This is a genomic window from Fodinicurvata sp. EGI_FJ10296 (assembly GCF_040712075.1).
Lineage (GTDB): Bacteria > Pseudomonadota > Alphaproteobacteria > DSM-16000 > Inquilinaceae > JBFCVL01.
In genome coordinates this window covers 460,565-474,849 of record NZ_JBFCVL010000001.1, presented here as the reverse complement: position 1 = coordinate 474,849, position 14,285 = coordinate 460,565, and the positions used below count along the sequence as shown (strand labels likewise).

Sequence of the window (14,285 nt, the reverse complement as noted above, 5' to 3'; positions counted from 1 at the left end):
CCGAATGTCCGATTTCGAAGCAGACGACAACGGTTCTGACACCTTTCCTCCTGCCGACATCGCCACCATGGCGCTGGGACTGTGCAGCCCTGTCTACATAGCCGGCACCGACGGCGTCATTCGCTATTCCAACAAAGCCTTCAACGACATATTTCGCCGCTCGGACGGCCACCCCCTTCGGCGGATCAGCCCGCGTTTGCTGTCGGCCCTGCGCCGATCCTCGGCGCCGATCCGGCAAAGGGAGTCGGTCGAGATCGACGGCCGAAAGCGGACGCTGTCCGGGCGGCATGTGAAACTTGCCGGCCATGGTGGCGACACGCTGGTGGGCGTTTACGACGATCAGACGATAGAAACCGAACTCCGGGCCGCACTCGGCACCGTCAAGGAACGGTCCGACGAGCTTCTATCAACTGTTTCCGACTGGGTATGGCAAACGGACACAGACTGGACGATCGTTCACTCGGTCACGCGGGACATTGGAACCGACATCGAAACCTGCGCAGAGCTAACCGGCAGATCGCTGTTCGACATCGGCCAATTCCGACCCGCTTCCGGACGCCGGCCACCGACACTGCGGACCCGGGCGCCCTTTCGGGACGTCCTGTTCGTGCTGGAGCGTCCGGCGGGCGGGGAGCGCATCTACCTGTTGTCCGGGATACCGGTCTTTGATGCCGAAGCGGGCGGGTTCCAGGGTTTTCGCGGCTCTGGCACCGATGTCACCGAAAGGCTTGCCGCCGAGGAACGGGCCGGTGCCTACAGGCTGGAACTGGAGCAAGCACTGACGGAATTGACGGCCACGAACGCGCGCCTGGACGGCGCGCTCGCCCAGGCACGCGACGCGGATCGTGCCAAGAGCCTATTCCTGGGCATGATCGGCCATGAACTGCGCACCCCGTTGAACGCGATCATCGGCTTCTCCGAAGTCATGAGCGACGAGTTGTTCGGGCCGATCGGGCGCCCGGAATACAAGGACTATGCCGCCGACGTGCTGCAGAGCGGCCGCCACTTGCTGTCGATCATCAACGACATTCTCGATGTCGTAAAGCTCGAAGCCGGAGAGATGATGGTCCAGGCTGACCGGTTCGATCCGTCGGAAACGATCAGCGCCGGCATTCGTCTGCTGTCCCTGCAAGCGGAGAACAAACAGATCTCTCTCGATCAGGACATCGCAGAGGATTTCCCGGTCCTGTTCGCGGACGAGCAGAAACTTCGCCAGATGATCATCAACCTGTTGTCAAATGCGGTGAAATTCACGAACAAAGGGGGTCGCGTGACCATTTCCGGCCACCGGTCGCCGCAGGGCGAAGCCGTGGTGACGGTCACGGACAATGGAATCGGCATCGATAGCGCCAACATCGAATCCTTGCTGCAGCCCTTCAAGCAAGCCGACGACCGCCTGAGCCGATCATTCGAAGGAACGGGACTGGGCCTTCCGCTCACCCGTTCACTGATAGAGTTGCATGGCGGAAGGCTCGAAATCGACAGCGCGCTTGGCGTCGGGACGACGGTCCGGCTGGTTTTTCCGGCCGACCGCGTGGATCCGACCTGAACACACCGCCGCCGGCACAACGTACGGCAGCAGGTTTTCCAGTCGTTTCCCCGTCGATACTGGACGTCGGCAGGCACACCGGGTGGGCGACTCGGAACAGAATCGGCTGGTAAAAATCGTTCGCAGTGGCTGATTCGACAGATCAAGTCGCAGGCCGGGAAATTCAGTATGGCATTACCCGTCGGCCCACCTGACTCTCCTACCTCTTTCGAGCGGATGTTCGACCCTGCTGGCCCGAATGGAGCAACATCTCGGATAAGGTGAGATTAAAAAGGACGGAAAACCACCCCAAAGTGGAATTTTCATTCATCACCTGAGACAGTATGATGGTCGCATTGGTTAAGAAACGGTTAAGCGTAGTGGAAAATCAAGATAATGAGGGGCATCGAAATGTCAGGACCAGGCATCATTCTCGTTGACCGGAGCCGCCTTTTCAGGGAGGGCATGCGCCGGCTTTTCGAAGCGACACCATTCAGAATCCTCAGCGAAGCGCGGACGCTCTCGGACCTTCTGCCCAGCCTCCAGGATACCAGCGCCCATGAGGCCTTCGTGCTCGTGGAGTGGCTTCCGGGCGATCCGGATTTCTTTGCAGAAATTGATTTGCTGAAAAAGCACGGCGCGTTGCGCATCGTCGCATTGAGCGACCAGATGAATTCCGAAGCGCTGATCAGCGCCTTGCGGACGGGTGTCCACGCCTTTCTGTTGCGTGACATGTCGCCCGAAGCGCTGATTCAGTCACTGATGCTGGTCAGGACGGGAGAGGTCGTATTTCCGACCGAGTTGGCAGCCTATCTGATCGCAACGGTCAAACAAAATGGACCGGACATCGAGATGGCCGATGTCCGGCAATACGGCTTGTCCGACAGGGAAATGCAGATTCTGCACTGTCTCGTTCAGGGACAGCCCAACAAGGTCATCGCCAGCAACCTCAACCTCGCCGAGGGCACGGTGAAGGTCCATCTCAAGGCGCTGCTGCGAAAGATCAAAGCCGCCAATCGTACGCAGGCAGCCATCTGGGCAATGAATCACGGCATGGCCACCGCCCTGGAGCACGATCTGCGCTGACACCTTATCTGGTCCGGGACAGCACGGGCGGCCTAGTTGGCCATGGCCGCCAGTTGTTCCGTCCAGATGGCAACCGACGAAACGCCGGGTTGCCATGACGACCCCGAACGCATCTGGGACATGTCAAGCGACGCGTTCCCGACATCGGTGGACGCCACGTAGCTGGAGAAGATCAGGCCTCCGCCGATCGATGACCTGGACCGGAACCCGCTGCTGTCACGGCCCCCATAACCGAAACCGCGACCCTGCCACGTCCGGCCCCGCGGGATCCGAACTTCGACGCCGGCACGATCACGCACGATCGCCTGATTGTCATCCCCCCGCTCGATAACCAGCAGATTGCCGGTGCGGTCGCGATAGACCTGACCCGATGGCAAGGTACCGGCGCGCTCGTCCAGTATGACCTGGCGGTGGGCATTGCTCATCGAGAAGCTAGACGTCCCGGCACCGGCCCCATACGGCGCGTTGTTCCACTGTGCAAGGGTTTCGCCCGCCGGCAAAGCTGCGATCAGGGCCGACCCGAGAATTAGCGCAAGTTTCTTCATAGCATCCTCATCGATGTTCTGGTTGTCGGCAGACCGGTGACGAATGCCACTGGCCTAGCCCCAACGGGTAATCGGTCTTGCCGATGGGTCGAGACTCTACCAAGGAGATGGTTAACGGGGTCTATGAGATGGAGTACCCGCATACCTTTGCGTTATGCCATGTTCAAAAGAGGTAGTATTTGCCGCCCTTCCTCGACATCACGTACCAAAGGGGGTAGCCAATAGCACAAAAGTACCCGGTAGCCGCCGAGGTTTGGGCTCGTAGCCAGTCCTGCGCCGATGACGCGAAGAATCTGACCCAAAATTTACCGAAACTCGCAATACGATTTGACACCGATTAACATCATACGAAATAATTACACTCCGGATATGAAAGTTTCTCGGCATAGGTGCCATGGAATCATTCATGCAACAATGACAAGAAGCTAAGTCCCGCCGGAGGCCGACAATGCAGCAGTTCAGTGTCCATATAGTCGACCCCAGCCGATTGTTTCGAGAAGGACTCAAACGACTGTTTGAGTCGGGGCCATTCTCGGTAGTCGCGGAATCCGCGGATTTAACGGGATTTTCTCTGAGGGGGGAAGAAGCAGGCCGACATCCTGATTTTCTGCTGATCGAATGGGCGAGGGTCGATCCGGCCCTGTCGGATGCCGTTTCTTCCATTGTGCGGAATGCCCCGAGGCTGCGGATCGTCGCGCTGGCGAATACCGTCGATCCTCATGCTCTGGCTGATGCCCTTCGCAGCGGCGTTCGCGGCTATCTTCTCAAAGACATTTCACCTGATGCGTTGCTACATTCGCTGCTGCTGATGGAAACGGGGGAAATGGTGTTCCCAAGCGAACTCGCCAGCATCCTCGTCAGCACCGGCCTGGACGCCGATGCCACCGAGACTCTCGATCAGGCGCCGGATGCCCCGCTATTCCCACGGCAAGCCTTCGACACGCTCCGGGAGGACCCACTGGGGCAAACGCTATCCCGGCGGGAAACAGAAATCCTGCACGGGCTGATTGAGGGCCAATCGAACAAATCGATCGCCCGAAAGCTGGACGTCGCAGAGGGCACGGTAAAGGTTCATCTGAAGAGCCTGTTGCGCAAGATCAAGGCGCGCAACCGCACCCAGGCAGCGATCTGGGGCCTTAATCACGGAGTCTCGGGACACGGAGTCCCCGGAAACGGATTTTCAGGCAACGGGATGTCGGATCGATCGCCATCCCGGCGCTGAGGCCATTTCTCGTGAAACCCTGTGACCGGCCGCGACCGCGGACCTCATCTGGCTAGTCCGGGAACGTGTCCAGCCCCAACCGGAACGCAGCAACAGCCGCGGCCGTCCGATTCGCCACGTTGAGGCGCCGCATCAGAGTCCGCAGCCGCGACTTGACCTGACTTTGATGCCATCCGACGGCCTCGGCGATTCTGGCGTTGCTGAATCCGCGCGCCAGCAGCGAAAGTAGTCGCGCTTCGTCCGGCTCAAGCGTCAGGGCGAGGCGCCTGAATGCGGCTTCCTCGACCAAAGGTCCCAGAATTTCGGCGGGTAGCGACAGATAGCCTTCCGTTGCCACTGCGACAACGGGACCGAGGGGTTGATTGCGATTGTCCAGGACGACGATCGCGTCACCGGGCCGGGGGCGGCCCAACCGGGCCAGAGCCGACAATACGCTCCCGATATTCAGCGCCGAAACCCCCAACAGAATGCGCACATCGAACGTTGCAGCGCCCGGCTTCGACATCAGCCTTCGAATATCGGCCTGGCCGAGAACGATCATGTCCCCGGCGCCGGGTATTTCGGCGCCCTGGGTACACCAATCGTGCTTCTCCACCGAAACCTTGACGCCGGCAGCTGCCAACCGATGAACGAACCAGCCGCCAATCATCGGATCCCGGCTGGCCAGAAACAGTCTCGGTTCCGTTTCATTGTCCATCAAATGACACGACTGTTGGCCGGACCCACGATTTCCTTGCAATGCGGCGGAAATTGAGCGGGTCGGGCGCCATACGGGAGCATCGGCAATCCGACGCCTGATAGTGCCAATCGGTGTCGAACGGGGGCTCATCCGAACCCAATCAGGCGCTTGGAGATCGAATATATCGTAGCGGACCACGCTTGCTATCCAAGGACGCATCCGGCGGGTGGCGACGATGAAAATAGCGCGGCGCCACTCTTTCGAATTATCGACGATCCGAACAGTCGACCAGGCGTCATACAGATCGCCATACCGATCCACCGAATTCGGCTTGTTCCGTTCGCCGTCCGGATTTCACGACCGGCGAACGAACGGCAACGTCCGCCCCCCACTGCCCGAAGCCACATTGCCGGACCAAACGGCAACGGGGGCGGCGCGATCGTCAATCCGCGCGCACTGTTGCGCCCCTGACTATTCCGAAAGGCAGTCAGTCGCGGCGCAGCGGTTCATGGCCCCTACCCGAGAGCGTCCTTTCGGGTGCGTTCGCTCCATTAGCGGAATGCACGGAATAGCCTTCGACGCGGATGCCCCTGACCGGGCTATTCGAAGTACGCCGTCTATTACCTTTGCAACAAATAATATTCCGTACGTTCCTTACCGGATCGTCATTTATGCTGGTACTGTTTGACTGTCACAGAAAGACCACATCCTCGATGATAGAAGCCGCACAGAGGTTATCATGAACACGAAATTCATTTCCGTGTCGTTGCTATCGGCTACGCTTCTTTCCGGATGCGCCGGTGTAGCTTCGACTCAAGATAACGGCTTTGAACCAAGCTTTTCATATCCCGTTACTTCTAATTATACGCCATATACGCAATGTCTGTCGCAGCTCGCCGAGCTGCCGGGAGACAACGTGCCGACCTTTACGGTTGGAGAGATCCTGGACAAGACGGGTCAGCGCGACACCGAGAGCGACAGCATGGTGATGACCCAGGGTGTGACCGAGATGGTCATGAGCGCCCTGTGGCGAACCGGCAAGGTGCGCCTCGTCGAACGCTTCGATCTGCGCATCCCGCTCGCCGAACGCGAGATGGTGAACCAGGGCCTCATGCCCCGGACTTATCCTCAGGGCCCGACCGTCAGACCTTCCAACTTCGTCGTGCTCGGGGCCCTGACAGAGCTCAACTACAACATCGTCAGCCAGGGCGCCGGACTTTACGTCGGCGGCGCCGGTCTGGGCGGACGCTCGGTGGTGATCAATGTCGGCCTCGACCTCCGGGTCGTGAACCCCGTCACCTTCGACGTCCCCTATGTGACCACCCTGCAGAAACAGATTTCCGGATACGAAGTGGAAGCCAACGTCTTCCGCTTCTTCGGAGACCAACTCGTCGAGTTCGATGCCGGTCGCATCGAAAACGAACCGCTTCAACTCGGCGTGCGGTCCGTCGTGGAGATGGCCACCCATCAGATCATGACGGACTTCCTCGGCCTCCCGTCCAGTCCCGAATGCGAACTGGCAGAGACCGAGTTCTTCACGGCCACCCTCAATCGCAATCGTACTCGGGAGAGCTAACCAATGATTATTTCCAAAAAAGTGGGTCTGTATGCCGGCGTTTCCGCCGCCGCCCTGGGTCTGGCACTGATCGCCGCTCCGGCCTCCGCGTTCAACGAAGTGAACTGGACCTGGGACGCCCATATCGACGAAGACATCACCAAGGTTGTCGATATCAATATCGATCTGGACCCGACCGGCATGACCATGCTGGAAGACCTCCAGGTGTCGATCGGCGACCAAACGGCGCGGTCCAACGTCAACGACATCTTCAATTACCAGCCCAGCGACGGCTTCGATCCAGGCGAGATCGAGATCATGGTCGACTGGCAGGCGTTTGGCGAGTTCGAAGGTATCGCGGGAGTCCTGGCGAGTGCCGAAGGCGGCGTGATGCTCGAACTGACGGATGCTGGTGTCAAATTCACCGCGACCGACGGCACAACGGCCACACTTGATTGCGATGACGATGGAATCGGTGTCAGCGGCTGTGAGACACAGCTCAACTCCCTGGGCATCACCATCGACCTGTCACAGTTCGACATCGGCGACATGATCCCGCTCGACTCCTTCGACTCGCTGACCGAGCTGCCGGAAGTCATCAGTGCCGCCACGGCGGTCGCCAACAACACGGCGATCGAAACCGACACGTCGGTGCAGTTGCATGAAGGCCAGTTCGCCTTTGGTGACGGCAATGTCGACAGTCTCGAAGGCGCCATCGCCGCTCTCGCCAGCTATGGTGTTGCCGCCGATCTGGCGAACAGCGGGGTGAACTCGAACCTGGTCGTCGCCGCTGGACTCGGCACGGCCGCGATCCTCGGCATCCTTGAGCAAGCCGAAATCGATGCCGACTCCCAGGTTGGTAATATCCACAATGCGACGGTCGACAGCACCGCCACCGCGGTCGTCAACAACCTGACGGTGGATGTCGCGGCGGAAGGCGATGACCGCCTGCTCATCGGCGACGTGGTTCAGTTCTCCTACGCCAACACCAACGCCTTGTCGGATGTCCGCGGTGTTTACCTGAACAGCTACACCAACCTCGGTGAACTCGGCCGCCCGATCGCCAACTCGGTCGCCACGGCTGTCGGCAACAACAAGTCCATCACCGTCTCCGTACCGTCCATCGACGACTGAGCCGGAACGAGGTCCGCCACCGGATGAGCGGCTTTATCGGGTGGCGGCAGGCCTGCGGGGTGGGGAGACCCGCCCCGCATGGCCAACGTTTAACGCCAGACAGCGTTCATCGAACGGACAGCCAACCGCATACGAGCGCCTTTGGCCATGATTGCCGAACGGCCAGGAGACACGATCATGAAACGTACGGCCTTGATACTATGCGGCACCGTCTCGGGGTTCTTCCTGTTGGAGGCCGGCGCCACCGGGCTGGATATACCGTCGCCCTTCGCCATGCAGGAAGCGCACGCACAGCAGATGGGCAAACAGCCCTGGAGTGCAACACCCCGCAACCGCAGCCTCGCCGCACAGTTCCAGCACGCCGAGCGCCAAAGCAGCATCAACGGCAATGGCGGCGGCAGCGGCATGGGCGCCCTGGAACAATTTGTAGAGACGTACACCTATAACAGTTCGTCGACCTCGATCGGCAATCTGAACGAGATCAGCCAGATCCTTTCCGACGGCTCGACCGGTACGGTTCAGCAGACCACCGATCAGGACAGTCAGGGAAATCAGGGATCGGCAGCAAACACACAGGTAGCAGTCGACAGCGAAACAACCGGATCCAGCAGCGCGGCATCAAATACCAGCCCCGACGTCGATGAAGATGACGCTGGCACTGACTGAGGACGACGGGCGGCGGAAAGCACGCGGCCAGGTCGCCGCGCTGCGGTCTCCATCGCCCGGCCTTTCGCCCCCGCCGATTGTTCTGGTCAACAACAATACGCATTTTTTCGACTATGTCGCGGCGGTCGGCGACACCATTGGCGCCACGATCGTTGGCTTACCGGATTGTCGGCATCTCCCGCGCGTGGCCACCGATCTGCAGCCCCGGTCCGTCATCGTCGACATGCATCGGCCCGAAATCGAATCGCCCGAGATACTGCCGGGGCTTGCGGCCGCGGGCTCAGTGATCCGATTGGTGATCATTGCCCCCGGCGACACCCCATCCCGGCTCGCTGCCGCTGATCGCATGGCCCGCGCCACTAGCGCATGGGCAGTGGAATTCTGGGAAAAGCCGCTGCATGCCGCTTTTCTCAAGGCACGGCTGACTGTGCTGGCAACCGGCGGCCCGAAGTAGCCCCGCAAGCAGCCCCGTGAGAGGCCGGGACCTTCCGGCACGGCGCCCGGGACCGAACCGGGGCTTCTGACGACAGCGCCTGCGTCACACGCACGGCGCAATTCGTCGTTCCGCGCTCCCCGATCCATCCGAATGCGCGCGTTTCCCCCGCCGACAAATACCATTGAACTAGAACATGCTGATCATAGCCGCGGCGACAACGTGGTGTGATCCACAGGGTGAGGTAGGACGCTATTCCCAATGCCATTCTGCGTGGCCGAACTCTCAGTGTAATCGCGAGTACAATTTTCGTACCGTTCTTGCACGGATTGATATTTCGCCCTTGTTATAAGAAGCCGCGCAGAGGGTATCATGAAATTACAATTAATTGCCCCACAATTACTGACTATTTTTCTGGTTTCAGGCTGCGCCGGGGTAGCAACTACGCAGCAGAACGGCGTCGAGCCGAGCTTCACATACCCTGTAACGAACAACTATACTCCATATACTGAATGTCTGGCTCAACTCGCTCAGTTGCCTGGCACTAACATACCGACCTTTACGGTCGGGGAAATCCTGGACAAGACCGGCCAGCGCGACCCTGAAAGCGACGGCATGGTGATGACCCAGGGCGTGACCGAGATGGTCATGAGCGCCCTCTGGCGGACCCGAAAGGCGCGCCTCGTCGAACGCTTCGACCTGCGCATCCCGCTCGCCGAACGCGAGATGGTCGCCCAGGGTCTCATGCAGCGGGCCGGTCCGCAGAATCCCAACGTTCGGCCGTCGAACTTCGTCGTGCTCGGGGCCCTGACAGAGCTCAACTACAACATCGTCAGCCAGGGCGCCGGACTTTACGTCGGCGGCGCCGGTCTGGGCGGACGCTCGGTGGTGATCAATGTCGGCCTGGACCTCCGGGTCGTGAACCCCGTCACCTTCGACGTCCCCTATGTGACCACCCTGCAGAAGCAGATTTCCGGATACGAAGTCGAAGCCAACGTCTTCCGCTTCTTCGGAGACCAGCTCGTCGAGTTCGATGCCGGTCGCATCGAAAACGAACCGCTTCAACTCGGCGTGCGGTCCGTCGTGGAGATGGCTGTCCATCAGATCATGACGGACTTCCTCGGCCTCCCGTCCAGTCCCGAATGCGAACTGGCCGAGACCGAGTTCTTCACTGCGACTCTTGAAAACAATCGTTCACTGGAGAGCTGAATCATGAAGAAATTCAACAAGCTGAGCATGTATGCCGGCGCGTCCGCCGCCGCTCTCGCATTCATCGCCGCCCCGGCCGCCGCGTTCGACGATGTCGACTGGCGGTGGGATGCCGAAATCAACGAGGTCATCACCAAGACCATCGACATCGATGCCGACTTCACGCCAACGGGCATGATCATGCTTGAAGACCTGCAGGTCTCGATCGGCGACCATTCCGCTACGTCGACAGTGACCGATATCTTCAACAATCAGCCTGTCGGCAACGGCGACGTTGAAGGCGAGATCCAGTTCCTGGTCGACTATATCGACTCGGCTGAGTACGAGCTGCTCGGGAGTGGACAGGGCTCGACAATCGACAGCGACGTGACCCTGACCGTGGTCGAGGATGGCATCGTATTCCGCAACGGCACCAACACGGTGAGTTTCGGCTGTTCCGAAGGCGGAGATGGTTCCTTTGTGACCAGCTGCACGGGATCGGGCGACCTGGAATTCACGATCGACCTGTCGCAATTCGACGTAGGCGACGTGATCGTGCTGGATCCGCTCGACGCAACGACCGAACTGCCGGAAGTCATCAGCACGGCCACGGCCGTCGCCAACAACACCGCCATTCAGTCCGACGCCTCGATCCAGCTGCATGAAGGGCAGTTTGCAATCGGCGGTGGCAATGGCTCAAGCTTCAACGGTGAGTTCGACGAACTGTGGGTGGAACTCGACGACGATGTCGTCGACGGCGAAGACGACGACTGGAATTCCAATCTTTCCGCCGCCAGCACGTTGGGATCGGCCGCGATCCTCGGCCTGCTGGAAAGCGCCAACATCACCGCGGATTCGACAGTCAACAACATCCACAACGCCACGGTCGACAGCACGGCAACGGCGGTGGTCAACAACATGACCGTCGAACTCGAAGGCCAGGGTGCCGATCGTCTGCTGATCGGCGACGTCGTGCAGTTCAGCTACGCCGACACCGACGCGATGTCGGATGTCAGCCAGGTCTACCTCAACAACTACGAGGGCCTGGGTCTGATCGATCGCCCGATCGTCAATTCCGTCGCGACTGCGGTTGGCAACAACAAGGCGATTACTGTCAGCGTCGGCGGCATCTTTGACGACAACGGAGACAACGACGGAAACGGTTTTGTCGATTAACCCGTTCCGACATTCGACGAGCGGCTTCGTCGGGTGAAGGAGGTCTGCGGGGTGGGCGTCGGCCCGCCCCGTACGACTGATCCCTGCATTACAGGCGACATCCTTCACGCGATCCGCTCCCACGCCGCCGGCGCCAGCCTTTCAAGGAGAATGACCATGTACCGACTGATCGCCATTCCCGCCATTGTCTGCGCGACGGCGACACTTTCCATCGATTTCCAGACCGGGGAGATGCGGTCGGGAATCCTGTCGGTGCAGACGGCCGAGGCCCAGCAGATGGGCAAAAGCCCCTGGAGTCCGGGTCCGCGCAATCGCAGCCTGGCCGCCCAGTTCGATCACGCCGAAAAGCTGGCCGAGGCCAACCGCCCCGGGTCGTTCGAGCAGTATGTCTACAACCACACCTATAGCAGCACATCGAACTCGGTCGGCAATCTCAGCGAGATCAATCAGATCCTCTCCGGCGGATCGACCGGCACGGTTGATCAGGGCACGGATCAGACCAGTAGCGGCGATCAGGACTCGACGGGCACGACCGATGTCGTGATCGACAGCCAGACCACGTCGACAGCAAGCGAGAACGGTGGCGCCGAAAACACGAGCGCCAACGTCGATGGCGGCGACACCGTCGACTAGCTCTCGGGGGCGCGCTGCGGGGTTCTTTCGTCATGAGAAGCGCCCGTCGCGCAATCGGGAGACCAACCCGTCGAGTTCGATGCCGGTCGCATCGAGAACGAACCGCTTCAACTCGGCGTGCGGTCCGTCGTGGAGATGGCCACCCATCAGATCATGACGGACTTCCTCGGCCTCCCGTCCAGTCCCGAATGTGAACTGGCGGAGAGGTTCTTCGCTGCGACTCTTGATAACAATCGTTCACTGGAGAGCTGAGTCATGAAGAAATTCAACAAGCGGGGCATGTATGCCGGCGTTTCCGCCGCAGCCCTTGGACTTGCATTCATCGCCGCCCCGGCCGCCGCGTTCGACGACGTCGACTGGCGGTGGGATGCCGAAATCAACGAGGTCATCACCAAGACCATCGACATCGATGCCGACTTCACGCCGACGGGCATGATCATGCTTGAGGACCTGCAGGTCTCGATTGGCGACCATAGCGCAACGTCGACGGTGACCAACGTATTCAACAATCAGCCTGTCGGCAACGGCGACCTCGAAGGCGAGATCCAGTTCCTGGTCGACTATATCGACTCGGCTGAGTACGAGCTGCTCGGCGGTGGACAGGGCTCGATAATCGACAGCGAAGTCACCCTGACCGTGGTCGAGGATGGCATCGTATTCCGCAACGGCACCAACACCGTGAGTTTCGGCTGTTCCGAAGGCGGTGACGGCGCGATCACGACCTCGTGTGAAGGTCAGGGGAATTTCCAGTTCACCATCGACCTGTCGCAGTTCGACGTGGGCGACGTGATCGTGCTGGATCCGCTCGATGCAACGACCGAACTGCCGGAAGTCATCAGCACGGCCACGGCCGTCGCCAACAACACCGCCATTCAGTCCGACGCCTCGATCCAGCTGCATGAAGGGCAATTCGCCTTCGGTGGCGGCAACGGTTCCAGCTTCAACGGTGATTTCGACGAACTGTGGGCGGAACTCGACGACGATGTCGTCAACGGCGAAGACGACGACTGGAACTCCAATCTGGCTGCCGCCAGCACGCTGGGATCGGCCGCGATCCTGGGCTTGCTGGACAAAGCCAACATCACCGCGGATTCGACGGTCAACAATATCCACAACGCCACCGTCGACAGCACGGCCACGGCCGTGGCCAACAACATGACCGTCGAACTCGAAGGCCAGGGTGCCGATCGTCTGCTGATCGGCGACGTCGTGCAGTTCAGCTACGCCGACACCACTGCCACGTCGACCGTCAGCGAGGTCTACCTCAACAACTACGAGGGCCTGGGCCTGATTGATCGCCCGATCGTCAACTCTGTCGCGACCGCAGTCGGCAACAACAAGTCGATCACCGTCAGCGCCGGCGGCATCTTCGACAACGGAAACGGTACTGAAGAGTGACCTGATCCGACATTCGATGAGCGGCTTCGCCGGGTGAAGAAGGTCTGCGGGGTGGGCGTCGGCCCGCCCCGTACGACTGATCCCTGCATTACAGGCGACATCCTTCACGCGAACCGCTCCCACACCGCCGGCGCCAGCCTTTCAAGGAGAACGACAATGTACCGACTGATCGCCATTCCCGCCATTGTCTGTGCGACGGCGACACTTTCCGTCGATCTGGACGGTGGGGATATGCGGGCGGGGGTCCTGCCGGCGCTGCTGTCGGTGTCGACGGCCGAAGCCCAGCAGATGGGCAAAAACCCCTGGAGTCCGGGTCCGCGTAATCGCAGCCTGGCCGCCCAGTTCGATCACGCCGAAAAGCTTTCCGAGGCCAATCGCCCCGGGTCATTCGAGCAGTACGTCTATAATCACACCTATAGCAGCACATCGAACTCGGTCGGCAATCTCAGCGAGATCAATCAGATCCTCTCCGGCGGATCATCCGGGTCGGTCGGTCAGACGACGGACCAGACCAACGATGGCAATCAGGGATCGTCGGGCACGACCGATGTCGTGATCGACAGTCAGACCACGTCGACAACCAGCGAAAACGATGGCGCCGAAAACACCACCAACACCAATAGCAACGACACCGTCAACTAGCACGCCGACCAGCACTGGCGATTGGCGCTGCCCGCCCTTCATCCTCCCTCCTGCGGCCGCCGAGCGTCACTGACCTCGCTTGAGGCCCCGGAGCCGGCAAAGCCGCACCCCAATGCCCCGGACGTCATGCAGGATACGCAATCCGCATGACGTCCGGGGCATCGGCATTTCTCCTCCTCCGATCTCCCATCCCTTCGCGCCATTTCGACCTTCCGGACTGTGGTTTGCGGTCCGGAGATGGACGCGCGCGTCCACGGCCATCGGGCCACGCGATTTCCCCTACCGCGAGGTCCTTTCGTACTAGGGCATCGTGAGGATCGCCGTCGCGCAAATGTGGCCTCTGCACAGTTCGGGGTAACGATCTATTACGTATTCTGCCCGTTATATCCCGATCTTTCCG

Annotated in this window: 14 protein-coding genes; 12 read left to right on the top strand and 2 right to left on the bottom strand. The window is 60.2% G+C overall.

Going from position 1 to position 14,285, the window contains the following annotated elements; translation table 11 throughout:
• The first annotated feature begins 4 nt into the window (after positions 1-4).
• Both ABZ728_RS02160 and ABZ728_RS02155 read left to right on the top strand, forming a co-directional pair.
• On the top strand, positions 5-1,549 hold the full coding sequence (locus ABZ728_RS02160) for a PAS domain-containing sensor histidine kinase (protein ID WP_366653986.1): 1,545 nt from the start codon (positions 5-7) through the stop codon (positions 1,547-1,549).
• A gap of 390 nt (positions 1,550-1,939) precedes the next feature.
• Positions 1,940-2,614 carry a response regulator transcription factor gene (locus ABZ728_RS02155; RefSeq protein WP_366653985.1) on the top strand — a complete coding sequence of 225 codons (675 nt, stop codon included), beginning with the start codon at positions 1,940-1,942 and terminating at the stop codon, positions 2,612-2,614.
• A 32-nt stretch (positions 2,615-2,646) separates the two neighbouring features.
• Here ABZ728_RS02155 and ABZ728_RS02150 read toward each other — a convergent pair whose 3' ends face one another.
• A complete protein-coding gene (locus ABZ728_RS02150) occupies positions 2,647-3,159 on the bottom strand; it encodes a hypothetical protein (protein WP_366653984.1) in 513 nt (170 codons plus the stop codon).
• A 664-nt stretch (positions 3,160-3,823) separates the two neighbouring features.
• On the opposite strand from ABZ728_RS02150, the gene ABZ728_RS02145 reads away from it, so the two are divergent.
• Positions 3,824-4,381 carry a response regulator transcription factor gene (locus tag ABZ728_RS02145; RefSeq protein ID WP_366653983.1) on the top strand — a complete coding sequence of 186 codons (558 nt, stop codon included), beginning with the start codon at positions 3,824-3,826 and terminating at the stop codon, positions 4,379-4,381.
• Positions 4,382-4,433: 52 nt separating this feature from the next.
• On the opposite strand, the gene ABZ728_RS02140 is transcribed toward ABZ728_RS02145, so the two are convergent.
• The gene (locus ABZ728_RS02140; RefSeq protein ID WP_366653982.1) at positions 4,434-5,078 is read right to left on the bottom strand and encodes a LuxR C-terminal-related transcriptional regulator; all 645 of its coding nucleotides are present in this window, start codon (positions 5,076-5,078) and stop codon (positions 4,434-4,436) included.
• An 898-nt stretch (positions 5,079-5,976) separates the two neighbouring features.
• Between ABZ728_RS02140 and ABZ728_RS02135 the strand changes: the two genes are divergently transcribed.
• The 9 genes from ABZ728_RS02135 to ABZ728_RS02095 all read left to right on the top strand — a co-directional run bounded on the left by ABZ728_RS02135 (position 5,977) and on the right by ABZ728_RS02095 (position 13,885).
• Positions 5,977-6,636, top strand: a complete 660-nt coding sequence (locus ABZ728_RS02135; RefSeq protein WP_366653981.1) for a CsgG/HfaB family protein — start codon at positions 5,977-5,979, stop codon at positions 6,634-6,636.
• A gap of 3 nt (positions 6,637-6,639) precedes the next feature.
• Positions 6,640-7,749, top strand: coding sequence for a hypothetical protein (locus ABZ728_RS02130; protein ID WP_366653979.1), 1,110 nt, complete (start codon positions 6,640-6,642; stop codon positions 7,747-7,749).
• A gap of 177 nt (positions 7,750-7,926) precedes the next feature.
• Entirely contained in the window at positions 7,927-8,415 is a 489-nt protein-coding gene (locus tag ABZ728_RS02125) for a hypothetical protein (RefSeq protein ID WP_366653978.1), read from the top strand.
• Positions 8,396-8,869 carry a hypothetical protein gene (locus ABZ728_RS02120; protein ID WP_366653977.1) on the top strand — a complete coding sequence of 158 codons (474 nt, stop codon included), beginning with the start codon at positions 8,396-8,398 and terminating at the stop codon, positions 8,867-8,869. The genes ABZ728_RS02125 and ABZ728_RS02120 overlap by 20 nt, the downstream gene beginning before the upstream one ends.
• A gap of 513 nt (positions 8,870-9,382) precedes the next feature.
• Positions 9,383-10,057 (top strand): CsgG/HfaB family protein, encoded by a 675-nt coding sequence (locus ABZ728_RS02115; RefSeq protein WP_366653976.1) that lies wholly within the window; start codon positions 9,383-9,385, stop codon positions 10,055-10,057.
• A 3-nt stretch (positions 10,058-10,060) separates the two neighbouring features.
• Positions 10,061-11,212, top strand: a complete 1,152-nt coding sequence (locus tag ABZ728_RS02110; protein ID WP_366653975.1) for a hypothetical protein — start codon at positions 10,061-10,063, stop codon at positions 11,210-11,212.
• A gap of 156 nt (positions 11,213-11,368) precedes the next feature.
• Positions 11,369-11,845 (top strand): hypothetical protein, encoded by a 477-nt coding sequence (locus ABZ728_RS02105; RefSeq protein ID WP_366653973.1) that lies wholly within the window; start codon positions 11,369-11,371, stop codon positions 11,843-11,845.
• 255 nt (positions 11,846-12,100) lie between these two features.
• Positions 12,101-13,243 carry a hypothetical protein gene (locus ABZ728_RS02100; protein ID WP_366653972.1) on the top strand — a complete coding sequence of 381 codons (1,143 nt, stop codon included), beginning with the start codon at positions 12,101-12,103 and terminating at the stop codon, positions 13,241-13,243.
• A gap of 156 nt (positions 13,244-13,399) precedes the next feature.
• Positions 13,400-13,885 (top strand): hypothetical protein, encoded by a 486-nt coding sequence (locus ABZ728_RS02095; protein ID WP_366653970.1) that lies wholly within the window; start codon positions 13,400-13,402, stop codon positions 13,883-13,885.
• The last annotated feature ends 400 nt before the right edge of the window (positions 13,886-14,285 follow it).